20 protein-coding genes are annotated in these 25,710 nt (G+C 43.2%); 1 reads left to right on the top strand and 19 read right to left on the bottom strand.

The window, feature by feature from the left end:
* Positions 1–3 precede the first annotated feature (3 nt).
* From RIL182_RS05585 to RIL182_RS05530, 12 genes are all read right to left on the bottom strand, one after another.
* Complete coding sequence (locus RIL182_RS05585; RefSeq protein ID WP_006855599.1) at positions 4–1,122, bottom strand: SGNH/GDSL hydrolase family protein; 1,119 nt, start codon at positions 1,120–1,122, stop codon at positions 4–6.
* Positions 1,123–1,160: 38 nt separating this feature from the next.
* Positions 1,161–2,210, bottom strand: coding sequence for an SGNH/GDSL hydrolase family protein (locus tag RIL182_RS05580; protein ID WP_134523137.1), 1,050 nt, complete (start codon positions 2,208–2,210; stop codon positions 1,161–1,163).
* A gap of 201 nt (positions 2,211–2,411) precedes the next feature.
* Positions 2,412–3,434 carry a glycoside hydrolase family 130 protein gene (locus RIL182_RS05575; RefSeq protein WP_006855602.1) on the bottom strand — a complete coding sequence of 341 codons (1,023 nt, stop codon included), beginning with the start codon at positions 3,432–3,434 and terminating at the stop codon, positions 2,412–2,414.
* Positions 3,435–3,516: 82 nt separating this feature from the next.
* Entirely contained in the window at positions 3,517–4,695 is a 1,179-nt protein-coding gene (locus tag RIL182_RS05570) for a glycoside hydrolase family 130 protein (protein ID WP_044998499.1), read from the bottom strand.
* A gap of 43 nt (positions 4,696–4,738) precedes the next feature.
* Positions 4,739–5,968, bottom strand: coding sequence for an AGE family epimerase/isomerase (locus RIL182_RS05565; RefSeq protein WP_006855604.1), 1,230 nt, complete (start codon positions 5,966–5,968; stop codon positions 4,739–4,741).
* 21 nt (positions 5,969–5,989) lie between these two features.
* Entirely contained in the window at positions 5,990–6,865 is an 876-nt protein-coding gene (locus RIL182_RS05560) for a carbohydrate ABC transporter permease (protein ID WP_006855605.1), read from the bottom strand.
* 4 nt (positions 6,866–6,869) lie between these two features.
* Positions 6,870–7,895: a carbohydrate ABC transporter permease gene (locus RIL182_RS05555; RefSeq protein WP_006855606.1), complete on the bottom strand. Its 1,026-nt coding sequence runs from the start codon at positions 7,893–7,895 to the stop codon at positions 6,870–6,872.
* Positions 7,896–7,945: 50 nt separating this feature from the next.
* Entirely contained in the window at positions 7,946–9,415 is a 1,470-nt protein-coding gene (locus RIL182_RS05550) for an ABC transporter substrate-binding protein (protein ID WP_006855607.1), read from the bottom strand.
* 1,364 nt (positions 9,416–10,779) lie between these two features.
* A complete protein-coding gene (locus RIL182_RS05545) occupies positions 10,780–11,805 on the bottom strand; it encodes a substrate-binding domain-containing protein (protein WP_006855608.1) in 1,026 nt (341 codons plus the stop codon).
* A 42-nt stretch (positions 11,806–11,847) separates the two neighbouring features.
* A complete protein-coding gene (locus tag RIL182_RS05540; protein ID WP_006855609.1) occupies positions 11,848–14,037 on the bottom strand; it encodes an alpha-galactosidase in 2,190 nt (729 codons plus the stop codon).
* A 16-nt stretch (positions 14,038–14,053) separates the two neighbouring features.
* On the bottom strand, positions 14,054–15,772 hold the full coding sequence (locus RIL182_RS05535) for a phospho-sugar mutase (RefSeq protein WP_006855610.1): 1,719 nt from the start codon (positions 15,770–15,772) through the stop codon (positions 14,054–14,056).
* Between the two features lie 131 nt (positions 15,773–15,903).
* Entirely contained in the window at positions 15,904–16,839 is a 936-nt protein-coding gene (locus RIL182_RS05530; RefSeq protein WP_006855611.1) for a glycoside hydrolase family 113, read from the bottom strand.
* A gap of 145 nt (positions 16,840–16,984) precedes the next feature.
* Here RIL182_RS05530 and RIL182_RS05525 point away from each other — a divergent pair, with 145 nt between their 5' ends.
* Complete coding sequence (locus tag RIL182_RS05525) at positions 16,985–17,881, top strand: AraC family transcriptional regulator (protein ID WP_044998501.1); 897 nt, start codon at positions 16,985–16,987, stop codon at positions 17,879–17,881.
* Here the strand turns inward: RIL182_RS05525 and RIL182_RS05520 are convergent.
* The 7 genes from RIL182_RS05520 to RIL182_RS05490 form a co-directional block, all read right to left on the bottom strand.
* Positions 17,875–18,993 (bottom strand): CPBP family intramembrane glutamic endopeptidase, encoded by a 1,119-nt coding sequence (locus RIL182_RS05520; RefSeq protein WP_006855613.1) that lies wholly within the window; start codon positions 18,991–18,993, stop codon positions 17,875–17,877. The genes RIL182_RS05525 and RIL182_RS05520 overlap by 7 nt on opposite strands.
* A 15-nt stretch (positions 18,994–19,008) precedes the next feature.
* Positions 19,009–20,298: a CapA family protein gene (locus RIL182_RS05515; RefSeq protein WP_006855614.1), complete on the bottom strand. Its 1,290-nt coding sequence runs from the start codon at positions 20,296–20,298 to the stop codon at positions 19,009–19,011.
* A 144-nt stretch (positions 20,299–20,442) separates the two neighbouring features.
* A complete protein-coding gene (locus tag RIL182_RS05510) occupies positions 20,443–21,480 on the bottom strand; it encodes a DUF4097 family beta strand repeat-containing protein (protein WP_006855615.1) in 1,038 nt (345 codons plus the stop codon).
* Entirely contained in the window at positions 21,477–22,157 is a 681-nt protein-coding gene (locus tag RIL182_RS05505; protein WP_006855616.1) for a DUF1700 domain-containing protein, read from the bottom strand. Before RIL182_RS05505 ends, RIL182_RS05510 begins: the two co-directional genes overlap by 4 nt.
* Positions 22,158–22,162: 5 nt before the next feature.
* Positions 22,163–22,483, bottom strand: a complete 321-nt coding sequence (locus RIL182_RS05500) for a PadR family transcriptional regulator (RefSeq protein WP_006855617.1) — start codon at positions 22,481–22,483, stop codon at positions 22,163–22,165.
* A gap of 287 nt (positions 22,484–22,770) precedes the next feature.
* Entirely contained in the window at positions 22,771–24,459 is a 1,689-nt protein-coding gene (gene ade / locus RIL182_RS05495; protein ID WP_055195947.1) for an adenine deaminase, read from the bottom strand.
* Positions 24,460–24,486: 27 nt separating this feature from the next.
* Entirely contained in the window at positions 24,487–25,683 is a 1,197-nt protein-coding gene (locus tag RIL182_RS05490; RefSeq protein ID WP_006855619.1) for a DUF1002 domain-containing protein, read from the bottom strand.
* Positions 25,684–25,710 lie beyond the last annotated feature (27 nt).

Raw genomic sequence — 25,710 nt, 5'->3', positions numbered from 1 at the left:
GAATTATTTTTCAGAGGAACCAATGACAGACACCAGATAAAATGGCACTGCATCATTCTCGTGTGTCTCTGTCAGACGCACCTCCACTTTATGTACTTTATTTTCGCCATGTTCTAAGATGGTGTCAAGTTCTAATTTATCACCCCAGGTCTCATCAAAGTTCGCATCCAGACGGACTGCATGTTCTGCATCGCCGTCCACAATGATCTCTGCAACCGGTGCCGGAAGTTTTACGGATTTTCTGTACTGTACTGAAATATTGCAGCCCTCAACATCAAGTGTGATGGAATCACCTTTCTTTGAAGCTGTCCATCCGTGTTTGAAACAGTCGGTAATATCTCTCTGTGCGGACGTATCTGCGACAAATCCATGGCAGACTACGTTTTCGTCGCTGTTCTGATGACGGATGGATTTCTCATAAGTATTTTTTGTGAGAGGTGCCGGATAATCCGGTTCGCTCTGTTCCGTTGCATCTTCTGTTTTTACTTTATCTAAAAAGTATGTAATCACCGATGCGACAAGTGCATGTCCGGCATCATTCGGATGCAGGTCATCCGGTGTGATCTCACGGTTTTCGATGCGCCCGGCGACAACTTCCGGGTAGATCGTACTCTGCATGCTGACAGCCGGAAGATTATAATGTCTTGCAATGCGTCCGTGCATCAGCTGCGCATTGGCACCGTTATTGTAAAATACGTTGTGCACTAAAAGGACTGCCGGTTTTGTCTTACTGGTATATACTTTTCGCACCAGTCCCTCATAGGTCTCCATAAAGTGCTCCGTGCTGTCATCGTTGACGGAAAACTCGATGATGACAAAATCCGGCTCTTTGGAAAGCAGATCAGCTTCTGCGCGCGCCACACCAAACTGTGAGGTTGTTCCGCCGATTCCTGCATTGATGTAAGTAAAATCAGCCTGTGGAAATGTCTTTTTCCACCACTCATAGACATGGTATGCGTAACAGAGTTCCGGTTTGGAAGAAAGGCTTCCCTGGGTGATCGAGCCGCCTAAAAATGCGATGTTTAAAGCTTCGCCTGCTTTGGCGCGATCCATGACTTTTTTCAGGCGGTATAAGCAGCCGCGGTTGGCAATGCCGTTTTCGTATTTAATTTGATATTCCATTTGATGTTCTCTCCTTTTTTGCTGTTTCCGGTGCAAAACTAAGATTCCCAGACTGCATCCCCTAATGAGTTGATATACGCCGCAAGCTCATCCGACATCTGCTCTGCTTCCGGGATGCGGATGTGTCCCGGCGTGCCGGAGCCATTTTTTGTGTAGAGAAAATGATGGACTCTCTCACTGCCAATGCGTGTGCAGACTTCGTCGATGGAGCGGTCCCAGCTTTTATCATGGCAGAGGATCGTGGTTGCTAAAATGATCTGCGCCTTCGGATAAAGCTGCATCAGTTTTTCGATGAATGCCTGATAATGTTTTCTCCAGTTTTTGGATTTTTCACTGTCATAATCTTCTGCCATATAGTCTACCGGGTGATTGTCGTTTTGTCCGATCGCAACAACGACAACATGCGGAACATATTTGGAGAAATCCCACTGTTTGGTTGGCCCAAGATCCGGGTGGTACTCGATCTTGTCATAGCAGGACTCGACACCTTTATAGTGCGGTGCTGCAAACCAGCCGGTATCATCTAAAAGTGAGATTCCACCCTGTGAAGTGTCGTGGATCTGCGCATTTAATTTCCGCGCCGTCATCCACGCATACGAATACCAGCTGTTCGAATATTCCCCATCATGCTCAGGATCCGGCTTTCCAACATATGCCACAGCCTCCGAAACTTCTCCACAGGAAACACTGTCACCAAAAAATTCCATTTTCCGTTTTGGTTTTTCCGGCAGTGGCAGAACTTCCGCTCCATCATCAATCTCAAATCCATAGAACGTAAAAGTATGACAGGAATCCATACGCTTAAATAACAGCAGTTCATGTGTTCCCTCTGAAAGTCCCTCCGCCAAAGTATAAGTCTTTTTCTCTTCATCAGACGACAAGGTAAAACGCTTCTGTTCCCCGTCTATAAAATATCCCAGTTCATTCGTCCAGCAGGAACGATGGTTTGCGATCACTGCCTTTAAGGATGTTCCGGCAAATTTCATTCCAATTGAGCTGCACGCATAGACAAGAACCGGTGCAAGCCTGTCATCAAAATCAATTCTTCCGCTGTAAGACAACATTTCATTATCTGGTTTAATTATCATGTTCTGAGTTTCCCTCCAAAAATTAAATATGTAAGCAGACTGCCCGCTCCGCGGACATTCCATTATGATAAAATGCACGTTCTGCGGACACTCCATCACACGTTTCATGAATTACGCAACAAGGCTGCCGCAATTTTCATTGCATCTGGCAGCCTGTGTTATGAATTAATTTTATGCTATTAAGGATGAATAGCAGCAATTTTAGCGTCTTCCGATCTCGGTATCTTCCGGTGTTACGACACTGTTTTCCTTGATATAATCAATGATATCATCAAGTTCTGTGAATGCAAGACCAACATAGCTGTCTGCAGCACCGTAATAAATTGCAATTTTTCCGGATTCGGAATCATGGATTGTTGCACATGGGAAGCATACGTTCGGAACAAATCCGCGCTCCTCATACCATTCTTCCGGTGTGAGTAAGAATGTCTCACAACGATATTTTACGATAGATGGATTGTCAATGTCTAAGATTGCTCCACCGATGGAATATACATAACCGTTACAGGTTCCGCTTACTCCGTGGTAGAATAACAGCCATCCTTCGGATGTTTCGATCGGGGCAGCACCTCCACCGATCTTTAAGGACTCCCACCACTCAGAGCCTTTGCCCATCACATGTCTGTGTTTGCCCCAGTAAGTAAGATCCGGGCTCTCGCTCACGAAAATATCACCAAATGGTGTATGTCCGCTGTCGGACGGACGGGATAATAACATGAAATTTCCGTTGATCTTTCTTGGGAACAGCACTGCATTTCTGTTGAATGGAAGGAACGGATTCTCAATTCTTGTGAATGTCTTGAAATCTGTTGTCTTTGCCATACCGATTGCTGCGCCGTAGAAATCCTGACACCAGATGATGTAATAGGTATCTTCTACTTTTACAAGACGCGGATCATATGCATAACGCGGCATAAACGGTTTGCCTTCCTCGTCTACGAAATTGATCTTGTTTTCATCAAAATTCCAGTGGATCGCATCTTTGCTTCTTCCAAGGTAAATGTAAGGAATACCGTTAGTCTGCTCTCCACGGAATACACCGATGAATCCATCTTCATACGGCATAACGGCACTGTTGAAAATTCTTGCAACACCTTTTACCGGGTTACGTCCGATGATCGGGTTCTCATTGTATCTCCATACCGGTGCTCCTGTTAAGTTTTCCGGTCTTTCCTGCCATGGTACATTTGGTACCGGCTGGCTGATCATTTTATATTTGCTCATTTTCTTCCTCCATTTCTGCGTCTTACATCCACGCACCTGCAGATTCTATCTGCAATTTATTTTCGTCGTTCTTTTTTATTTCTTATTTATCTTCCTTTGCAAGGAACTCTAAATTCTTCTCGATCAGTCCGCATCTCTGTGCCACACACTCAACGCTTCTGCCCGGATCCTGCGGTGTATTAAATACATAATCTACCAGTTTATCCACAGTAGTTGTCGCTACATGCATTCTCGTATCAGAAGATGCATAGTAGATAAATACTTCGTTATTCTCATTTACGATCGCACCGTTGGTAAATACAACATTACTTACGTCACCGACACGCTCTTCACCTCTCGGTCCAATTAAAAGTCCGGACGGCTCTGCGATCACTTTTGACGGATCGTTTAAATCTGTTGCAAATGCATAGATGACATAACGAAGTCCTGCTGCGGTATTGCGGACACCATGTGCAATGTGAATCCAGCCTTTGTCTGTCTTGATCGGAGTTGCACCGGCACCATTCTTTGCCTCAGTGATCGTGTGGTATTTACGGAGACTTGTCATTTTCTCTTCATCGATCACGGCGTGTGTAATGTCATCACAAAGTCCGAATCCGATTCCCCCGCCCGATCCTGTCTCGATAAAATCATCCATCGGTCTTGTGTAGAATGCATATTTGCCGTCTACAAATTCCGGATGAAGTACCACGTTTCTCTGCTGCGGAGAATTTAAAGTAACAAGGTTTGGCAGTCTCTCCCAGTTCTTTAAGTCTTTGGTACGGACGATTCCGGCTGCTGCTACTGCTGCGGAAAGATCGTTTACGGTTGTGTCTTTTGATTCAGAACAGAATACACCATAGATGTAACCATCCTCATGTTTAGTCAGACGCATATCATAGACATTTGTCTCTTCCGGACAGGTATCCGGTAAAAGGATCGGATAATCCCAGAAACGGAAACCATCGATTCCGTTATCACTCTCAGCTACGCCAAAGAAAGATTTTCTGTCGTTTCCTTCGATTCTTGCAACCAGATAATATTTTCCGTTCAGCTCAATCGCACCGGAATTCATCACTGCATTGATGCCAAGGCGCTCCATAAAATATGGATTTGTCTCCGGATTTAAGTCATATCTCCAGGTCAGCGGAATATGCTCTCTTGTCAGTACCGGATATTCGTAACGGTCATATACACCATTGTAAAAATCCGATTTTACATTTTTGCGGGAAAGCAGTTTTTCCTGCTTTTCTTTTTCTACATAATATCTCTCATGTAACATTCGTCGAATCTCCATTCTTTTTCTAAAAATAAATGAATCTGTTTTATGCTCCGATTCTGCGGATGACTTCTATACACATTCTTCCATTATGATACGGACATTTCCACGGCTCTACGATCGGTCTGTCTAAAATCGGACTTCCATCCTCATTGACTTCCCAGAACCACTCAGAACCATTTCTCTTATCAACCACATAGGTTTTGATGAACTCCCACTCTGCCAGTGCAGCATCGCGATATTCAGAATGTCCTGTGTTTCTTTCATAACCGTTTAAGAAACCAACAACTGTTTCTGCCTGCACCCACCAGACGCGGTGTGCATTGACCACTCCGCGGTCACATTCATTTGCAAGAGAATGACCATCAAATGCCACCTGATAAATTCTTGAGGTCAGTGTCTTTGTGATCGGTGTCATTTTCTCACGGTAATGTTCATTGTTTAATACATCGACACCGCGATCCATCAGCCATGCTGTCTCAATGTCATGACCATAAGAATGAAGGTCTAAGATTGTGTTATAGTCTGCATCAAAAAATACTTCCTGACGCTGTTTTGCCGGATTGTATACCTTATCTGCAAAGGTATCCATGATCCACATCAGTCTCTTTCCAACCTTTTCATTTTTTGTCACGCGGTACAATTCTGTATACGCTTCAAAAACATGAAGCAGTGTATTCATTGTCTTATCTGCAAGTACACCGTTCTCAGAAAGCTTTTCGTTTGATTCCGGTTTAAAATCTCTTGTAAAAGCTTCTAAGTAGCCGATCTCATCGGTGCAGCGCTCCTCAATGATATCAAACAGGGAAAAAGCAAGTTCTAACGCTTCCTTATCCCCGACTGCATCATAGTAAGATGACAACGCATAAATACAGAATGCCTGATTGTATGTATGTTTAGTTGTATCAAGTGGTGTTCCGTCATAATTTAATGACCAGAAGATCCCTCCGTATTCTTTGTCGATACAATGTTCCCTTAAAAATTCATAACCATGTTTTGCCTCGGCAAGCAGGTCTTCTCCCTTAAAACCTGCTGCCTCGCATTCCTCTTCCGAAATGCCGCCGTCTTTATAAAGTAAATACGCATTTGCAAAAAACCAGGTAATACGGCTGTTTAAGATACATCCTTTTTCTGCTTTTTCATCCAGTGCAAGATCATAGGAAAGATAACCGTAATATCCGCCGAACTTATCATCCCGCATACCTCTCCAAAATGGAATGATATGTGTGAGCAGTTCGTGTTTTGCTTCTGCTGCAAGTTCTTTTAACTCACTCATAACCGTTTCCTCTTTCTCTCTTTAGCCTTTTACTGCACCAGCAGCAATTCCACTGTAAATCTGTTTCTGACAGAGGATAAATACGATCAATGCCGGAAGCAGGGAAATGATAACACCTGCACAGATCAGGTTGTACTGACTTCCCATCGGGCCAACAAATGTATAAAGTGATGTCGCGATTGTATGTAACTTTTTATCCATCAGATAAAGGTTTGCCATATAGTACTCGTTATAAACACCAACGCCCTTTAAAATACAGGATGTCACGATTGCCGGTTTTAACAGTGGAAGCATAATTTTCCAGTAAATTGTCCAGTAGGATGCGCCATCAATGATTGCCGATTCATCCAGAGATATTGGTATATTTTCCATAAACTGAATGAAAATGTAAATTGAGATAACATCCGTTCCGCACATCAGAATAATATATCCATATAAATGATTGACAAAGTGCAGTGCTGTCATGATATTATATACAGTTACCTGCATTGCAACTGCCGGAAGCAGTGAAGCAAACAAAAACAGGTTTCGGATCAGTCCGTTTCCCGGGAATTTAAAACGGTTTAATACATAAGCAAGCTGTGTTCCGATTACAATGGAAACAACCAGGACAGATACCATAACGATCACGGAGTTTAAGAAAGCTCTTCCCATATCCGCTGTCTGAAATGCTTTAATAAAATTATCAAAATTCAGCCAGTTCTTCGGCAATGTCATAACATTGGTCGTCTGATATTCTTCCTGTGTCTTAAACGCTGTAATCACACAGGAGATAACAGGAACAACTGCACAAAGTCCAAAGAAAATCAACGATACATATTCAACGATCAGCCAGAGGATTGCACCAACGGTATAATGTTTTTTTCTTTTCTGCACATTTACATTATGTTTTCTCATCTTCCTATGCCACTCCCTTTCCAGCTTTCTTTGCCTGTTTTTCTGCTTTTAATCTTGCGCGTTTTGCCTTGTAGGATTCATCCTCACTCTCAGCATCACGGAAGATATATTTAAAGAATAACTTCTGTAAAATCGTACATGCAAAAATGATAAGGAGAAGTACGACTGCCATTGCTGATGCAAGACCGACTTTCTGGCTTACATGAGCGATCTCATTCATAATTACAAAATATGTTCCGGTTCCATTTGCACCATCTGTGATAACGTAAGGCTGCTCAAATGCACTTAAGGAACCTGTGATAGAAAGAATTACATTTAAAGTGATAATTGTTTTGATACTCGGCAGAATAATATGTTTAAACTGCTGAAATTTATTTGCACCATCTAACTCTGCTGCTTCGTAAAGGTCTGCATCCACAGACATGATTGCACCGATAAACAATACCATGTTCTGTCCAAAATAACGCCATACCGAAGTAGCCACCAAAGACCAGTTGTTAATTGACTGATCTTTCAGCCAGTATGGAAGATTGTCAAGTTTAAATCCACACCATTGTAAGATCGTATCAAATACAAATCCTCTGGTATAGAAAAATTTAAAAATAAATCCGATCGCAATACCACTGATCAGATATGGGAAAAACATTAACCCTTTAAAGAAGTTTCCTCCCTTTACTTTAAAACTTAAAATAGTTGCCAGATAAAGTGCAAGCACAAGCTGAATGATTGCACCTACCATATAATAAAGACTGAGCTTTAATGCTCCAAAGCAGTCATCCCTGCGAAATACGTCAATATAATTTTTGAATCCGACAAATTTTCTCTGATCTACCGGAGTTAAATATTTCATCTTATAAAAACTAAATTTTACCATCTCGGCAAAAGGCAGATAAGTAAATACAAACAGCAACAGCAGCGGAATTGTCATAAATGCCACGCAGATAATCACCTGCTGTCCTTTTCTGCTTTTTGCCCATTTTGTAAAACTGAATGGTTTTTTCCCTTCCATATCCACAATTCCTCCATCCATTGTCTTTTATCCGGGAAGGGGAACCTCCCCTTCCCTTTTGTGGAACTATATTACTCAGTTACTTCAATTCCGTTTGATTCCTGTGCATCAGACCATGCTGTGTTCCATTCGTCCATGATCTCATCAAATGTCTTATCGCCATTGGATGCATGCTCAATGATTGCCTGGATTTTACTGTCTCCACCTGCGTTAATATTTAACTCAGACTCTGCATTCATCTCATTTAAGAAATCTTCCTCGCCAGCTAATGCAGGTTCATCCTCTAAGAATGTTACGCCATCGAAGGAAAGTTTTGTATCTGTACTGCCGGCTGCGACTGGAAGTCCATCCTCGTTGTATGAGAAACCGGATTTTTCTGTCATCCATTTTACAAATACCATAGCTGCTGCTTTTTCATCATCTGTTGCATTTGCATTGATACCATAAGAGTAATCAGCACCTGCGGATGCATACTGCTCACCATTTACAGTGATCGGGAATGGCATATAACCGATATCTGCGCCATTTTCGCCTGCTGCTTCCATCTGAGGATAAGCCCATGAGCCAAGTACCATACAACCGATCTCACCATTGTTGATCATACCTTTACAGCCCTCCCAGTCAGTTGTTGCAAAGTCATCTTCGATCAGTCCGTCTGCAACTGCATCATAGAGGATCTTGTAAACTGCATAAGCATGTGTATCATCGCCATAATTCTGGAATGGATCTTTTGTATGAACTAATTTCTGGTTCATATATGTATTGTCGCCTGTTGCATTATTTCCGATGTAAGCATCCCATGCTCCCATTGTCCAGCCTGCTGCATAGTTTGTATAAAGTGGGATGGCATCTGTATTATCTTTGATTTTCTGTAATGCACCGATAAATTCTTCCGGAGTCTTTGGAAGTTCTGTAACTCCTGCTTCTTCAAATACTTTTTTATTGTATACGATACCCTGTGTAGTTGCTGTAGAAGGAACACCGTAAACCTGTCCGCCATACTCCCATGTAGTTGCATAATTGATCTGGGTCTTCATGGTATCAAGATCACCATATGAAATAAAGTAATTGCTTAAGTCTGCCTTATCAACCGCCGGGATCATCATGACTGTCTCATAGTCACCGGACTGTAAATGCATCAGAGCATCATCTGCATAGTTGGTATCGGTTGTAAGTTCAACTGTAATATTTGGATACATTTCATTGAATGCTGCTAAATACTCTTTCCATGTTGTTCCGTTATAATCGTCAGATTCAAGATCTGTTCTGTGGTTGAATAATGAAATTGTTGCTGTCAGATCTGTATAATCCTCACCAAGTTTGATATCTGCATAGGATAAAGATCCGTCTGCGGATGTAGAAGCATCACCACTCTCAGTTGCTGCTACATCATTTGATGCATCTGTGCTGTTATCTGCTGCTGCACTGTTGTTGTCTGTTGTTCCCCCATTGCCTGCTGTGTTGTTTGAGCCACCGCATGCTGCCATGCTCATGGTCATTGCTGCTACTAAAGTAACGGCTAAAACTTTTCTTAATTTCATAGAATTTTCCTCCTTATGATGTTTGTTACTTGTTTTGTAACTTAATTTAATTATATATCGTTTTATTTTTTAGTCAACACTTTTTTCCTGATTTTAGCCCATTTTAACCCTTCTATTGTGCATTTCGGCACTATAGACAATTCTTTTTTGCTGTTTTTGTGCACTTTTTCACATTTATTTTTGTTTTAATTTTGTTTTTTAGCTTATTTTAGTCTATATTTTGTAAATTGATTAATTCACTTATTTACCTTGATTTTAGTTTAACTAATTACTTATTTCGCCACAGCGTTATCTGCAGAACATCCATAACTTAACAATATGAAATGCTCACCAAATGATGGTTTGTGGGTGACATGAGTTTCCTTGTGTAGGGTGGTTCTGGGGGGTTACGATTGGCAAATTGCATCAAGCCGGGACTGTTTTGTTTCCGTTGTCCGAAAATAAGAAACTCTAAGCATGCCTGATTCAGGTTGGGGCGGAGTGACGTGTACGTCCTAAATGCGCCATCCGGGCACATTAGGACTTGTGCTGCCGTCCATGGCAGCACAACACTATGTTGCGAACAGGCATCCTAAGAGTTTCTAATTTCCTTCCAAAGTCACAAAACGAGTCTCGGCTTGATGCGATTTGCCAGCCGCAAGGTTGTGAACCACTCTTCGTCGGGGAACTCATTTTACAACCTTGGGGGTGCGTAAATTTTTGTGACATTCATTTCAAAAAGGTTGAAAAATCTCGACACAATCTGTTATATCTATGCTTTTAAACATACATACTTGGAATAATAATCTGCATTATCAGTCTGGTAATTTACGAAATGATTAATGTAATGCAACATAGCAGATGAAACTTCAGACAAGTCATCAGGCTGAATATTAATGATACAGCACATTACGATTTTAAGCATATTTCCATTCGTGCGAATATCAAAAATTCACACCCGCACCCCCAATTCTGAGATGAACCGCCCGCCCAAATGGTGTTCATAACCTGAAGGCTGGCATCTTGCGCAAAGCCAGAGCTAATTTTGTGACTTTGGAAGAAAATTAGAAAATCTTGGTGTGCCTGTCTACACATAGTGATGTTCTGCCACGGATGGCAGAACAAGGCAGCATCGAGTCATGGATGACTCGTTGTTGCCGGTCACGTCACTCCGAGAAAATCTAAACCAGGCATACCTAGACTTTTCTTATTTTCGTACAACGGAACCAAAATTAACTCCGGCTTTGCGCAAAATGCCATTCACAGACCTACGACACACCATTTGGACGGGCGAAGCATGTCAACCACAAGCCAAAATTTGGTGTGAAATCCATGAAACGAAAAAAACAGAAAGCGGCAAGCCTTTCACAACTTACCGCTTTCTCTTATTTTACAACCTGCTGCACGCTGGCTTTTTCCACCAGTCTTCCCTCAACAATGGTAATCCCTTGTTTGTAGCGTTCACCGCCGACTTTTTTCAGCAACACATGAATCGCTTTATTTGCCATTTCACGAATATCCACCTCATAGGTTGTGATCTCAACATCACATAAGCCCGGGAAAAGATAGTTGTCAAATCCAACCACCGAAAAATCTTGTGGAACACGATATCCCTGTTCTTCTAACTGATTGATGACCATGCTTGCCGTGAGATCGGAGTTGCACACAAATGCCGTCGGCATATCTTTCATCTGATCCGGATGAATATCAACCTTTACCACACCACATTCCATATCACGATCCGATATGATCCACTCCTGTGGCACTTCAATACCATGTTCTAACATGGATTTCCGGTAACCGAAATAACGGTCTGTAATACTTGCCGTAAACAACAGTGTTCCGACATACGCAATTTTTTCATGACCATGCTCGATCAGATAATTCGTCAGCATGTAAGTGCCATAGTAACTGTTAGAGATCACCGCATCACTCATCTGATGTTCATCGTAAAAATCAAGATATACGATCGGGATCTGCGTATTCTGTCTTAATGCACCTAAATATTCTGTCTTCAGCCGTCCGATCAGAATCAGACCATCTACCTTCCGCTCCAGCACGATCTTCGGCAGATTAGCCTCTGCTTCATCTTCTAACGATACCACTTCAAGCATCGTAAAGCACTCTTTCTGCACCGCTCTCGTTGCAACGCTCTGATACATTCTCCAGTAAAAGGATGCATACTCTCCCAGATATTTTTCTGATACTAAAACTCCGATATTATAACTTTTTGCTGACTTTTCTTTTTTTACGGCAGATGGCTGCTTGTATCCAAGTTCATCTGCCAATTGTTTGATTTTTTCCCGCATAGCCTCGCTGACACCTTTTTGTCCGGAAAGTGCTTTTGAGACCGTGACCGTACTGACACCAAGCTGCTCTGCAATGTCTGCCAGCTTTACTGCTTTTGCCATAACCGTCCCCTTCTTACTACTTTTTACTTTTTCGATTTAATCTTATTTCTTTTCCACAAAATGTAACAGTTTTGACTGGAAATCACCCCATGGATTCTGGATCAGAATACCTGCATACATTAATGTATCTCCCGCATATACAGTATCTTCGCCTTCCAGACAGTAATTCTTCTGCGGATCGAGTCCTTTTAATGTGATTCTTCTGCTCTTATAATTCGGACGGTTGATCACCTGCACAAATGTAACCAGTGCTTCTGATTTATCTTTTGAAACCACCTCGTAACAGTCAAAATAATGATTTTCCTGATAGGAGGCGATCCTGTAATAATCGCCGCTTCTTACCAGATCATTGTATTTATGATACATGGCAACCTGTTTCGGGATCATCTGTCTGTCTTCTTCCGGAATCTTTGTGATATCCAGCTCATAACCGAAAGTTCCTGCAAGCGCTACATGACCTCTTGTCTCAAACGGTGTAACACGTCCCACCGTATGATTCGGACAGTCTGAAACGTGCGCTCCCATCGTCGATAACGGATAGATCATCGCCGTACTTTCCTGAATCTTTAACCGCTCCACCGCATCCGTATCATCCGAGCACCAGATCTGTGGACTGTAATAAAGCATACCCGGATCAAAACGTGCCCCACCGCCGGAACAGTTTTCCAGTAAAAGATGTGGGAACTCTGTTACCAGACGCTCCTGCATCTCATACACTGCCAGCACATAACGGTGATAAAGTTCACCCTGTCGGTCTGCAGGAAGTCCAAAGCTTCCGATGTCAGAAAGCTGACGGTTCATATCCCATTTGACATACTCAATATTTGCACTGCGTAAGATCGACGCCACGCTCTCATATGCATAATCGCGCACTTCTTTTCTGGTAAGATCAAGTACATACTGATTTCTGCAGAGAGATCCCTCTCTTCCCGGAATCTGAATTGCCCAGTCCGGATGTGCCTCATAAAGTTTTGAATCCGGTGAGATCATTTCCGGCTCAAACCAGATACCGAATTTTAATCCAAGCTTATTTACCTCATCTACTAGATGTTTTAAACCACCGTTTAATTTTTCTTCGTTGACATACCAGTCACCCAGACTTGATGAATCATCATTGCGGTGTCCAAACCAGCCATCATCCATAACCAGCATTTCAATGCCAAGTTCCGATGCTTTTTTTGCAATGGAAAGTAATTTTTCTGTATTGAAATCAAAATAAGTTGCTTCCCAGTTGTTGATCAGAATCGGACGTTTCTTATCCTTATATTCGCTGCGGATCAGGTGGTTCCGGTAAAGTTCATGGAACTGGTGTGTCATGCCGTCATATCCGGTGTCACTGTAAACCAGCACAACTTCCGGTGTCTGGAAACTCTCACCTTTTTCTAACTTCCAGCAGAAGTTCTCCGGGTGAATTCCCATGCCTACGCGGACAGTATCAAACTGTCCCAGTTCCACCTGTCCGATAAAGTTGCCGGAGTATACAAAATGCATACCATATACTTCGCCCTGTGACTGGTCAGCGTTTCCTGCCGCAAGTGCCATGAATGGGTGTTCCTGATGGGAAGACTCGCCTCTTACAGATTCCACACCCATAAATCCTTTTTTCACTTTGCGGTGTTCTAACATACGCTCTCTCGCCCAGGAACCATGCATCGTAAGAAGTGTAAAATCACGGTTATCCATATCCATGGAGCAAGACAGTGCTTTCGTCAGATACAACATCTCGCCGTTATTTTCGATCCGCACGCTTCTTGTGATGACATCCACATCCGAAAATGCCGTATAGAGCAATGTTACTTTCAATCCAAGTACCGGATCCTCACAGAGAAGCTCTAATGTCTCGCAGGCATTCTCGTCCCCAAATGTTGCAGGGAGACCGGCAAGTCCCGGTTTTCCTGCATAAATTTTATGTGAAACATAAAACAGTGACACTGCGGTGTGTCCGCCTGCCGTTCTTACCGAGATACTGCTTCTTCTGTAATCTCCGAGTCCGTTTCCGGCATATTCCATCGGAAATGTATCGTAAAAAGAAACACGCTCCCTGTTATTTTCCGAAGGCACAAACGGTCCTTCTCCTGTACGGAGCAGGTACGCGATGTTTGCATCTCTTAATTTCTTACCATAATAAACATGACCGACAAAGTTTTCTTTATCCACGATACCGATCACATAACTGGAGGCTGGTGTATCCAGCTTGAAAATGCGTTCTTTTTCAAAGTATGTGATTGCCATGCTGTATTTCCTCCTGTTATTTCAGCAAGTCTTCTTTTAACACGGCAAGTTTCTTTTCTGCATCCTCTAATGAACTGCCTTTTACGCCAAAGTAATATTTGATCTTCGGCTCTGTTCCGGACGGACGCATACAGCACCATGCGTTATCAGAAAGTTCATAGTAAAGTACGTTGGATTCCGGCAGACCTGTCTTTGTCACTTCTCCGGTCACAGTATCTTTTCTGGTATCTTCTTTATAGTCGCGCACTGCAAGCACATCAAATCCGCCAAGTGTTTTCGGAGGATTTTTTCTGGAATTGCTCATCAGTTCCTGGATCTGTGCAGCTCCGTCGATTCCCTTTAATGTCTTTGTCTCAAGTCCCTCTCTGTAATAGCCGTATTTCTCATACATGGCAAGCATCTCATCCCATAAGGTCATATTGTTCTTCTTGCACCAGGAAGCAACCTCACATAACATCATGACTGCAACACAGGCATCCTTATCCCTTGCGTAAGTACCTGCAAGGCATCCGTAGCTTTCCTCTAAACCAAACACATAATCGTAAGTATTCTGCTGCTCGAAAAATTTGATCTGCTCTCCGATATATTTAAATCCAGTTAAAACTTCGATCAGTTTTACACCGTAAGCTTTTGCGATCGCTTTTGCCATATCGGTTGTAACGATTGTCTCAACCAGTGCAGGATTCTTCGGCATAGTTCCCATTGCTGTTTTTTCTCTTAAAATGTATTCCGCGATCAGCATACCTGACATATTTCCGGTAAATGTCACATACTCGCCACTCTTCGTATCTTTGCAGTATACGCCAAGACGGTCTGCATCCGGGTCAGTTGCAAGAACGATGTCCGCATCCACTTCTTTTGCAAGTTTTAATGCAAGTTCAAATGCTTTTGGTGACTCCGGGTTCGGGTATGCAACGGTCGGGAAATTACCATCCGGTTTTTCCTGCTCCGGCACTACATATACATGCTCAAAACCAAGCTCTTTTAACACGCGGCGCACCGGAAGATTTCCAGTTCCGTGAAGCGGTGTGTATACGATCTTGATATCTTTTGCCATCTCTTTGATGATCTCAGGATGAATGGACTGTTTTTTCAGTTCTTCCATGTAACGGTCATCAATCTCTTTACCAATCACATTGTAAAGGCCTGCTGCAACTGCCTCTTCTTTTGCCATGGTCTTTACCTGATCGAAGGAAGTTACTTTTGCAACTTCCGCTAAAATATTTTTGTCGTGAGGCGGTGTGATCTGTGCACCATCTTCCCAGTATACTTTGTATCCGTTGTATTCTCTCGGGTTATGGCTTGCTGTAATTACAATACCGGAAATACATCCTAACTCGCGGACTGCAAAAGATAACTCCGGTGTCGGACGAAGGCTGTCAAATACATATGCCTTAATGCCGTTTGCATTTAAGCAGAGTGCTGCCTCCTCGGTAAATTCCGGGGACATAATTCTGGAGTCATGTGCGATCGCAACACCCTTTTCCTGTCCATTCTGGGAAATAATGTAATTTGCAAGTCCCTGTGTTGCCTGACGTACGGTATAAATATTCATACGGTTGGTTCCGGCTCCGATCACGCCTCTTAAACCACCGGTACCAAATTCTAACTGTCTGTAAAAACGATCCTCGATCTCTGCCTGATCCCCCTCAATCTTCTTTAACTCAGCCTTTGTATCTGCATCAAAATATGGATCTGTGCACCACTGTTTGTATGTTTCCATGTAATTGCTCATTCTTCTTCTCCTTTACTTTTCTGCGATTCATTTTTTATTATATTTTGGATTATAACCTTTTTTTAAGTTATTGTAAACTAATTTTAACCTTTTGACTATTTTTATTTAAAAATCAGCTTTTGACCTCAACATCATTTATTAAAAATATCATAATATTTTTTTACGACTTTTTCTGCGGGCTTTGCATAAATTTCATAGTCCATACGGGTCTTTGCGCTCCGCTCCTGATAAAGCTTTGCATCCCAGGACCAGAGCGCCATACCTCCTACCCAGTCTCTTTTACTGCACGCCGTAAACATATCTTCGTACCATTCTGCCTGACCCTTTGGATCCGCATCACCTCTTACACACCAGTCATTTGGCACCTCTTTGGAACCTTTTACCGACATACATCCTGTTTCCGCAAAGAAAAACGGTTTTTGAAATCTGTTTACCACGGTTTCAATACGATCCAGCTGATTTTCCCAGTCCCCATATGGATAGTAACCACTCGAAGAAATCACATCCACAGCATCCCACCAGTTTACCCGGTGTTCCTGATACTTATCTGTATTATAGGAAAGCAGTCCATGATAGACCTGTCTGATATCCGAGAGCAGTTTGCGCCATTCTGCTTCACGGTGCTCACTCATCACCATCTCGCAGCCGGCAATAAACATTTCACAGTCATGCTGTTCTGCAATTTTCGCATAGTGAAGCTGAAATGCCGTATAGGATGCAAACCAGTTTCCCCATTTCGGTTCACACGGAACATCCTCATCAAAAAAATTAATATGCGCCCGCCAGGTCCCGTTTTTACAGTTTACGGTCGGTTTTAATGCCACACGAAGCCCTATTTCCTTTGCATATTCAATCATAGCGATCAGCTCGTCATCTTCCATCGTCGCCTTTGATGTGAAGCAGATCTCCTCCGACTGCGGTGTCTCCTGTAACCCTCCAGGCACAAATATCACGAAATTTGCGCCGGTTCTCTCCTTCATCATAGCAAGGCTCTCCTTTGCCCCCGGTTTAAAAAAAGCCCCGGCACACGCAAACGGTGCAAAAGTCACCCCACAGATATATTCCATATTTTTTTCCTCCCTTTTCTCAATGCACTCTTAAAAATATAACATTTATTTTACTGATTCTGCCATTAATATAGCATTCGTCATATATATCTGCTATAATTTTTCAAGTTAAAAATTGCATAAATCTATTTTTATGGAGCCGCATATGAAATCTTTATTTGAATATACCGACAAACTGAACAAACCTTACGAATGTTTCTTTTTAGATATGAAGAAAGAATGGCTGCCCGTGCAGCCACACTGGCATTATTTTATGGAAATCCTGTATGTAACAAGGGGCACCGCCCTGATGTATCAGAATGAACAAAGTTATATTGTGACGGAAGGTGACATGATCGTCTTTCTCCCCTCCGTCGTTCATTCTGTCCATGCAGTGTCCGATGCCCCTCTGCAGTATTATGTTTTAAAATTTGACCTAAGCCAGCTGGATTCTTCCGCTTCACTTACCGGTGGAAGCTGGAATTACAGTGCACTGTTTAACAATGCCATAAATAACGAGCAGGCTGATATTTATTTCCCGGAGGAGATACTCCACTCTCTTCCGGTACAGTCTTTATTTGACGACTGTGTCCGCGAAATGCAAAATATGCAGTATGGGTATCAGATGATCCTGCAGTCGAAAGTCAGAGAACTTCTGACCTGGCTGCTTCGCATCTGGCGCGATGACGGGTTCGATACTGACTGTTATTTTTCTTCACTCACAAAAGAAAATACGATCTATACCATCACAGAATACATTGACCGTCACGCCTGCGAAAACATCCGTGTAGAAGATATTGCTGCACTCTGTCATATGAGTTATTCACATTTTGCCAAAAATTTCCGTGAAATCTACGGGCAGTCCTGTAAAAAATATATTGAATTTATCCGGCTGTGCAAAGTAGAAGATATGCTTCTTTTTACAAATTTTGACTTAAATTATATCAGTCAGGAGACGGGATACGCCGACTGCAGTCACCTGATCCGGTCATTTAAAGAAAAATATGGTGTTTCCCCGCATCAGTACCGCAGGCAGCATTCCTCACCCAGACAGAATCACTGATTCATAATGGATTCAAGTGTACTGGTATCACCTAAAACCGGCATGAGAAACATGATTGCAGTAATCATCAGTGCAGCGATCACCAGTCCGATGATTGAAGTGACCAATGCAGCGGTTGCCGTACCGTTCTGCTGTGGTTTTATTTTTTTCGAACAGATTGCACCAAGCAGACCGACCAGACCAAATCCTGCTCCATATCCCACAAACCCTGTCACAATGCCAAGGATTCCAAGAACTAATGATACCGTCGCAATATTTTCTCCCTCACGCTCTGACGGGATGATAATCTCACCTTCTCTCATTTCCACAATCTCGTCTAACTTGCTTCTCCGCAGTAATACGATACATGGAACCAAAAACAGCGGAACTGTCACTACAAGATTTAACACAGAAAGGCTGCCGATCATGTCCGTCATATCACCATTTCCAAAGATGCCACTCGCCATTAATCCGCCAAAATCAACAAGTGCATGAATAATGATACAAATCCATAAATTTCCGCTGCGCAGATAGATTGCTGCAAACAGCACACCGAGCAATGTTGCCTGCAGTGCCTGGATCAATGCGCTGGATAATGGCACACCGGAAAGTACATTCGGGATATGTGCCGCACCAAAGATCACGCTGGATAAAATAATGGCTGCAAGCACTCCCCGTCTTGTATTTGAAAAACGGTCCGCAAAAAGGTTTAACACGATTCCACGCATGATCACTTCCTCGTTCATGCCGACCAAAAACATGGTCAGTATGTAAATCATGATCCCACCGGCAGAGCGCACTCCGTCCGAACCGGAAACACTCTGCAAAAATAACTGTGCAACTGCCACATACACGCAGTAGCCAACCATAAAACCACCGATATAAAATCCTCTTAAAAATCCCACACCGGTTTTCTTAAGCGACTGCTGATATCCCATAAGAAACAGCATACCGATTGCATAGATTGCTACACCGATCTCGGCGATCAGCTGTAACGTGTAACTGTCTGCAATGGATGTCAGATGTGCCACTACTCCTCCAACCAGATTCATCAGCACCAGAAACAGTGCCGTAATCACAATGCCAATGACAATCACAGCTGCCTTTGGCAATCCCAAAATTTTGTTTTTCATACTATTCCTCCTATACTACTTTTCACTGATATTTCCCGCTTCATCTACTGATGCATTGTCCGAGATACTCTCCATATAAGAAAACAACCCCGGTGCGGCATTCGCATCCATCTGTTTTGTCTGCCCGTCCGATGCATAGACCGGAATCAGCGCATAAGAAACTGTTCCATCTTCTGTCACAGTAACTTTCACGGCTGCGGATCTGTCAATATTCTGTCCGAAAATAAAATTACCCAGACTGTAAAAAACAGGTTTTCCGTCAATATATTCGATTCCTTCCAGACAGTGGGTGTGCGCTCCGACAACCAGATCTGCACCTGCATCCATGCACTGTTTTGCCAGTTCACGCTGCACGGCATTCGGCTGTTCGCTGTACTCTGTCCCCCAGTGTGGAAATACCGTCACAAAATCACAGGTCTGTTTTGCTTCTTTGATCACTTCGATCAGTGCTGTGGCATCATAACAGGTAAACATTCCCGGCGCAGCACTCTCGATCTTCCAATCAGCAGACGGTACCACGCGCGATACAGCGATAAATCCATATTTTTTCCCATTTACTTCCATAATCTGCACTTCTTTTGCACGCTGCACCGAATCTCCGGCACCACCGTACAGGATTCCTGCTCCGTCTAATGCACTGAAAGTGTCTGACAGCGCCGCTCTTCCATAGTCTAACGTGTGGTTGTTTGCAAGTGATACAATATCCACACCCATTTCATTTAATGCCTTTACATAGGAAGGACTGCACCGGAATGTGAACTGCTTATCTGCCATCGGTTCCCCGCGGTCACTGAATGGAAACTCATTGTTTACCATCAGGATATCGGCTGCCTTTAACTGTTCTAACAGTTCCGGTGAGACGACACGCTCGATCCCGCCGGCATCGTAGGCTGCCTTGAAAGCATTTGCAAAAAGAACATCACCGGTCAGGATGATGGTTGTATCGCCGGAGTCTTTTTGATTATCCTTGTTTGCTGTTTCATCTGATGCACTCCCAGTTCCAGCTGCTGTGGCTGCATCATCTGATATGCTTCCATTTTCACCTGCTGTGGCTGCATTCTCTGATATGCTTCCGTCTTCACCTGCCGTTTCTGCACCATCCGTCGATATTCCACTTCCATCCGCTGTGGCTTCCCCATCCAGAGTGGCTTCTGCGTCAGACATCTCCGCCTGCTCCTCTTCTGCCGTCGCCCCCGGCGCAGACGCCGGTTTTGCCTGGCCGCCGGTTAAAATTGCCGCTGCGATCACGCCCGCCACAGTCAGTATGGAAAGTACATAAAGTACGATTCTGATTGTTTTATTCATAGATCCCCCATTTTTGCATTGTTTTGTTTTTCTTTGGTCTGAGAAACACTACAAAAATGACGCCGATGTACAACGATTGTACGCCGACGTCATTTTTATCATAATGATTTGCACCTTAATTGTCAACTGACACAGGATCTTAGTCTACTCAAAATCCACTTCAATACTTCCCATGCCACAGTCAAGTTCCATATTTTTCTCTGCCCCTTCATTTTTGACTTCTTTATCTCCGCTGATGTTTGAGTAAGTTTCACCATCCACATCAATCGAACCAAGTCCGCAGGAAAGTTTGTAGTTATACTCTTTTTCCTCGCCGTTTAAATCGAGTGTCATGCTTCCCATGCCGCAGTCTGCTTTCAGGTTACCCTCAACACTTCCCTCCATGGAAAAATTGCCAACTCCGCAGTCTAACGCAACATCACCATACACTACACTGTCTGTAATCTCTACATTTCCAACTCCTACGGATACATCCATTTTTCCATCTACCTGAAACCGCTCTGCCTCAAAATTACCAGCACCGACATCCACGATCAGTCTGTTACAAGTGCTGTCAAAATCTTTCCAGCTCATGTCTGCAGCACCGATATCAAAATTCAGCTCATCAAAAGAACTTCCCTTTGGCAGATACAGGATGATCTGCGGCGATCTTTTATAATAGTGTTTTTTTGCATCGTATTTAATTTTTAATGTATCACCATCCAACCTGCAGGAATAATATTTCTCCTTACCGTGTTTTAATACGGCGCGGATCTTCGTACTGTCATCCGGTTCTTTGACTGTAATTTCCGCTGCATCAATATCCAATTTGATATTTCGAATGGAAGAGACATCAAAGCTGCTGTCTGCTCCACCTGCAGGTACCTCAGTAGAAAACTCCATATCACTGATATCTGTTATCATATCATCGTCATCACTATCATCGTCATCGCTATCATCGTCATCGCTATCATCGTCATCTTCATCAAAATCATCCATATCATCATCTTCTTCGTCATCTCCATCAGCACTGCTATAATAAAGTCCCACCGGACCAATATGCCAGTTTCCATACCGGAGTTCTCCATTCTTTGCCATACGCCATACAGAAGCCCCCATCGCAGTACTGACACCGCAGAAGATCAGTCCTGCACCAAGCAATGACACTGCAATGATTAACATAATTTTTGTAAATTTTTTCATGCTGCCACCCCACTTTCTTTCTTCTTTTCAAACGGTTTTTTACACAAACCGATGATTCCCCTGACTGCCCATGGAAGAAATACGCCAGACACCCACACGACCAGAAGTACTGCAAGGATTCCAAGTCCCAATACCAAAAGTCCTGCTCCGGTCAGTCCAAGTCCGACAGCCACTCCACCGGTAAATAAAGTGCTGCATCCAAAACCAATCAAAAGGAAACCTGCAAACACAAGTGATGCCATCACTGCAACCACTGCAACCGCAATGCCAAACAATATCGCAACAACCGCAAGAAGAAGTGATGCCACGACTAAAAGCAATGTCAGCCAGAACGGTGATGTAAGAACCACCAATACGATTGCTGCTGCACTCCATCCACCTTTCTTTTCTTTTGGCACCTCTTCGCTTTTCACAAACATATCATCGTTCTTATTCCACTCCGGATTTTGATCCGCCGGCATGCCATAAGATCCATTCTCTTTTTCCATGCCAAGATTCTTTTTGATGCTCTGGGCAACCTTCTCCGGTGACTCAAGCTCCGCTATCACAGATTCCTCATTTTCCTCGCCCGCATCTTCAAAATAACTGCGGTAAAACGCAAGCGCATCCGCTTTTTCTTCTTCTGATATTCCATCCAGAAGCTGTTCTAACTGTTTTAAAAATTCTTCTCTTTTCATAACCTCTAAAGCTCCTCTCCTGAAAATAATGCTGATATTTTCATGGAATAATCTTCCCATTCTCTCCGGTATTCAACTAACTTATCCTGCCCCGGTTCCGTGATCTTATAATAACGCCTGTTCCTGCCTCCGCACTCTCTGTCATATACCTCAAGGCATCCGTCTTTCTGCAGTCTCCTGAGCACCGGATACAAAGTGGACTCTGATACATCAATGGCTTTTCGTACATCCTGTGTGATCTTATAGCCATAGGTGCCTTCCTCCTCTTTCGACACAACAGCTAACACGATCGCGTCTAAGAGAGCGGCTCCTGTATTAAATACCATACGCTCATCTCCTTTTCTTTATAATATTCTATCTGTTTTAATATTATTTTCTTATTAATACTATATTTCGTATAATATAATTTGTCAACATTTATTTTATGGAAAATATTATTAAGGAATTCTAAAGATTACAAGATATTGAGATTTCATTGAATTTATATGAAACAAATAAAGCAATAAAAATACCGGCCTCCAATCGTTAGATTTTTAGGTCTAAACTTTTGGGGTCGGTACACTTTTCGATATCATATCTCTTTTTTCATATACAAAAAATTATAACTGCCTTACTATTTCGCACCAAACAGATACACGCCGCGCTCTGTCACACGGATCTCCGGTATTACCGTAAGTGCCATAAAGGAAAGCGTGATAAATGGATCGATGTCCTCGGAAATGCCAAGTTTCTTTGCTTTCTCCAACATGTCCGCCACTTTTTCCGTGATCTCATCACAGGATTTTTCGCTCATCAGACCGCAGATTGGAAGCGGAAGCACATCCACGACTTTTCCACCGGAAGCGATAACATATCCGCCCTGATTTTCTTCCACACCTTTGATTGCTGCAAGGATATCCTCATCATTATCGCCCGCAACGATCAGGTTATGGGAATCATGTGCAACGGAAGTCGCCACTGCGCCGCCTTTGACGCCAAACCCTTTCAGCGGCGCAACACCGATCTCCCCTGTCTTTCCATGACGCTCTACCACGCAGATCTTGTTGTATACACCATCCGATTTGAAATATCCGTTTTCTGTCGGCACTTCCTCCACCAGATGCGTGGTCACGATCTGGTGCGGGTTCATCTGTATCACATCCGTTTTTCCATCACAGGAAAGCCTGATTTTCTCTTTGGTGACCTCTCCCACATGAACGGTATGAAGCAGCTCATCCGGAACCGGAACGGAATAATCTTTCGCATAATCTTCCTCTGTCAGAATACGTCCGTCCTTCATGACATCAAGCGGTCTGACCTGCTCTAAATCATCTAAAAATACGATGTCTGCACGGTAACCCGCACCGATCGCGCCATAATTTTTCAATCCATAAAACTCTGCCGCCTGATAACTTCCCATCTTATAGGCTTTTGCAACCGGCACGCCAAGTGCAATCGCCTTGCGGATGCAGGTACTGATATGTCCCTCTTTGCGGATCTCCTCCACATGCTTGTCATCCGTACAGAAAGCACAGCGGTCTAAGCATACACCTGCATCTAACATTGTTTTGATCAGTGTCTCTAAATTCTTTGCACCACTTCCCTCGCGCACATAGATATGCAGTCCGGCACGGAGTTTATCGAGCACTTCCTCAGCGGTAGAACATTCATGATCGTTTTCCACACCGGCAAGACGGTATGCCTGCACTTCTTTTCCTCGGATTCCAGGCGCATGCCCATCAATATGTTTCTTGGCAAACAGCTCTAACTTGTCTGCCATTCTCTTTTCACCCTCACAGCACTCCATAAAACGCATGGTCTCACCGAGTCCAAGTACTCTTGCATTATCCACATATTTCATCATGTCAGAGGCAAGAAATTCACCACAGCCGTTTGTCTCCACATCCGTTGCAGGAACTGCGGAAGGCACCATAAAAAATACGTTTACCAGAAGTTTTGCAGCACATTTTAAGAAATAGTCCATTCCTTTTGTTCCGCTGACATTCACGATCTCGTGCGGATCGGCAATGATCGTCGTTGTTCCCGCCTTCGCAAGGACTTTGGCAAGTTCTCCCGGTGCTGCCATACAGGATTCAATATGCATATGCGCATCGATAAAGCCCGGCACCAGATATTTCCCGGTACAGTCGATTTCTTCTTTTCCCTCGTATTCACCTACGCCTACGATCGTGTCCCCGCAGATCGCAACATCCGCTTTTAACACTTCCTCCGTAAAGACATTCAGCACATTTCCGTTTTTCAATACGAGATCTGCTTTTTCACGTCCATTTGCACAGTCTAACTTTCTTTTTCTCTCTAACATACGCTTCCTCTTTTCGTTATATATTTATTATGAAAATAACTTTTTAAAGAAATCTCCCACAGAAGAAATGATCGATTTAAAAAATCCACCGACAGCCGCTGCTATACCGCTATTTGAACTTCCATCTCCGTTTTTAAACGAATTGTACAAAGACTCCGCATAATCCACAAGTCCGTTTAAATCAATTCCGAGTGAATTGATCTTCTTGATCAGATCTATGATCTGCTGACGCTCATCATCCGATAACGTCACACCATATTTTTCACACGCCTCATCGATTGCACCGTTGATCCCGGCATCATCCGTCAGGTCATCTTTTGCAATCAGAGCCTTGATATACGCAATAAACTCTTCCACTTCTGCGTCGGAGACACCTTTTAAGGAATCTTCTAACTGACCGGTCAGCACAAGTTCATTGAGTGCCGTATCAACTACCGAATCACTGATCTCTTTTCCTGTCATCTCCTGATATGCTTTTAATACGCCTACTAAAGCCGCCGTTCCGGAAATTGGAGTTGGTCCTGCTACAATAATATCTGCATCTGTTACCCCTGCAGTAGTCAGCGCATTTTTATACATACCAACGGTACAATAATTAATATTTGTTGTGGAAATGTTTAATCCGCTTCCCTTATCCCTCTGTACGATCACAACAGAAGAAAGCGATCTTGTTCCAATCTGCGAGGATGAAATATAGGAATCTAAATACTGGTGTTCCTCTGCATTTGTCACATAGACCACATCATAATTTGACAGATTTGCCGCATCAATGCCCATAATAGAAAGAATCGTCGCTCTTTGAGAATCATTAAGATCTGCTCCAAGCGCAAGGTACGGTTTATCACTTGCCTTGATTGTGACATTATCGCTGTCCTCGTTTTGCACAATCGTTCCGTTGATATCCTGTGACGCCTGGTCTGATGTCGCATTTCCATCCTGCTGTGGCGTCTGATCCGACGATATATTTCCATCCTGCTGTGCATCAGAATTGTTTGTCTGAGCCGAATCATCCAAATACTGAATGGAACCTTCCAGATCGTCACTATCTGCATTCTGCGCAGAATCCTCTGCCGAAGTTTCTGCTGCATTCTGCACATCATCTGTCTGATCTGCCGTCGCTGCAACTGCCCCTGCCTGTGCTGCCTGCACACCCACACCGGAGGAAACAGGCATCGCTGCTGCAAGTATCACACATAATATTTTAACTACTTTTTTGTTTCTCATAATAATCCTCACTAACACTGTCCATCC

It is taken from the genome of Roseburia intestinalis L1-82, assembly GCF_900537995.1.
GTDB classification, from domain to species: domain Bacteria; phylum Bacillota; class Clostridia; order Lachnospirales; family Lachnospiraceae; genus Roseburia; species Roseburia intestinalis.
Note: the sequence above shows the minus strand (reverse complement) of the source record. Positions and strands in the feature narration are given on the sequence as shown.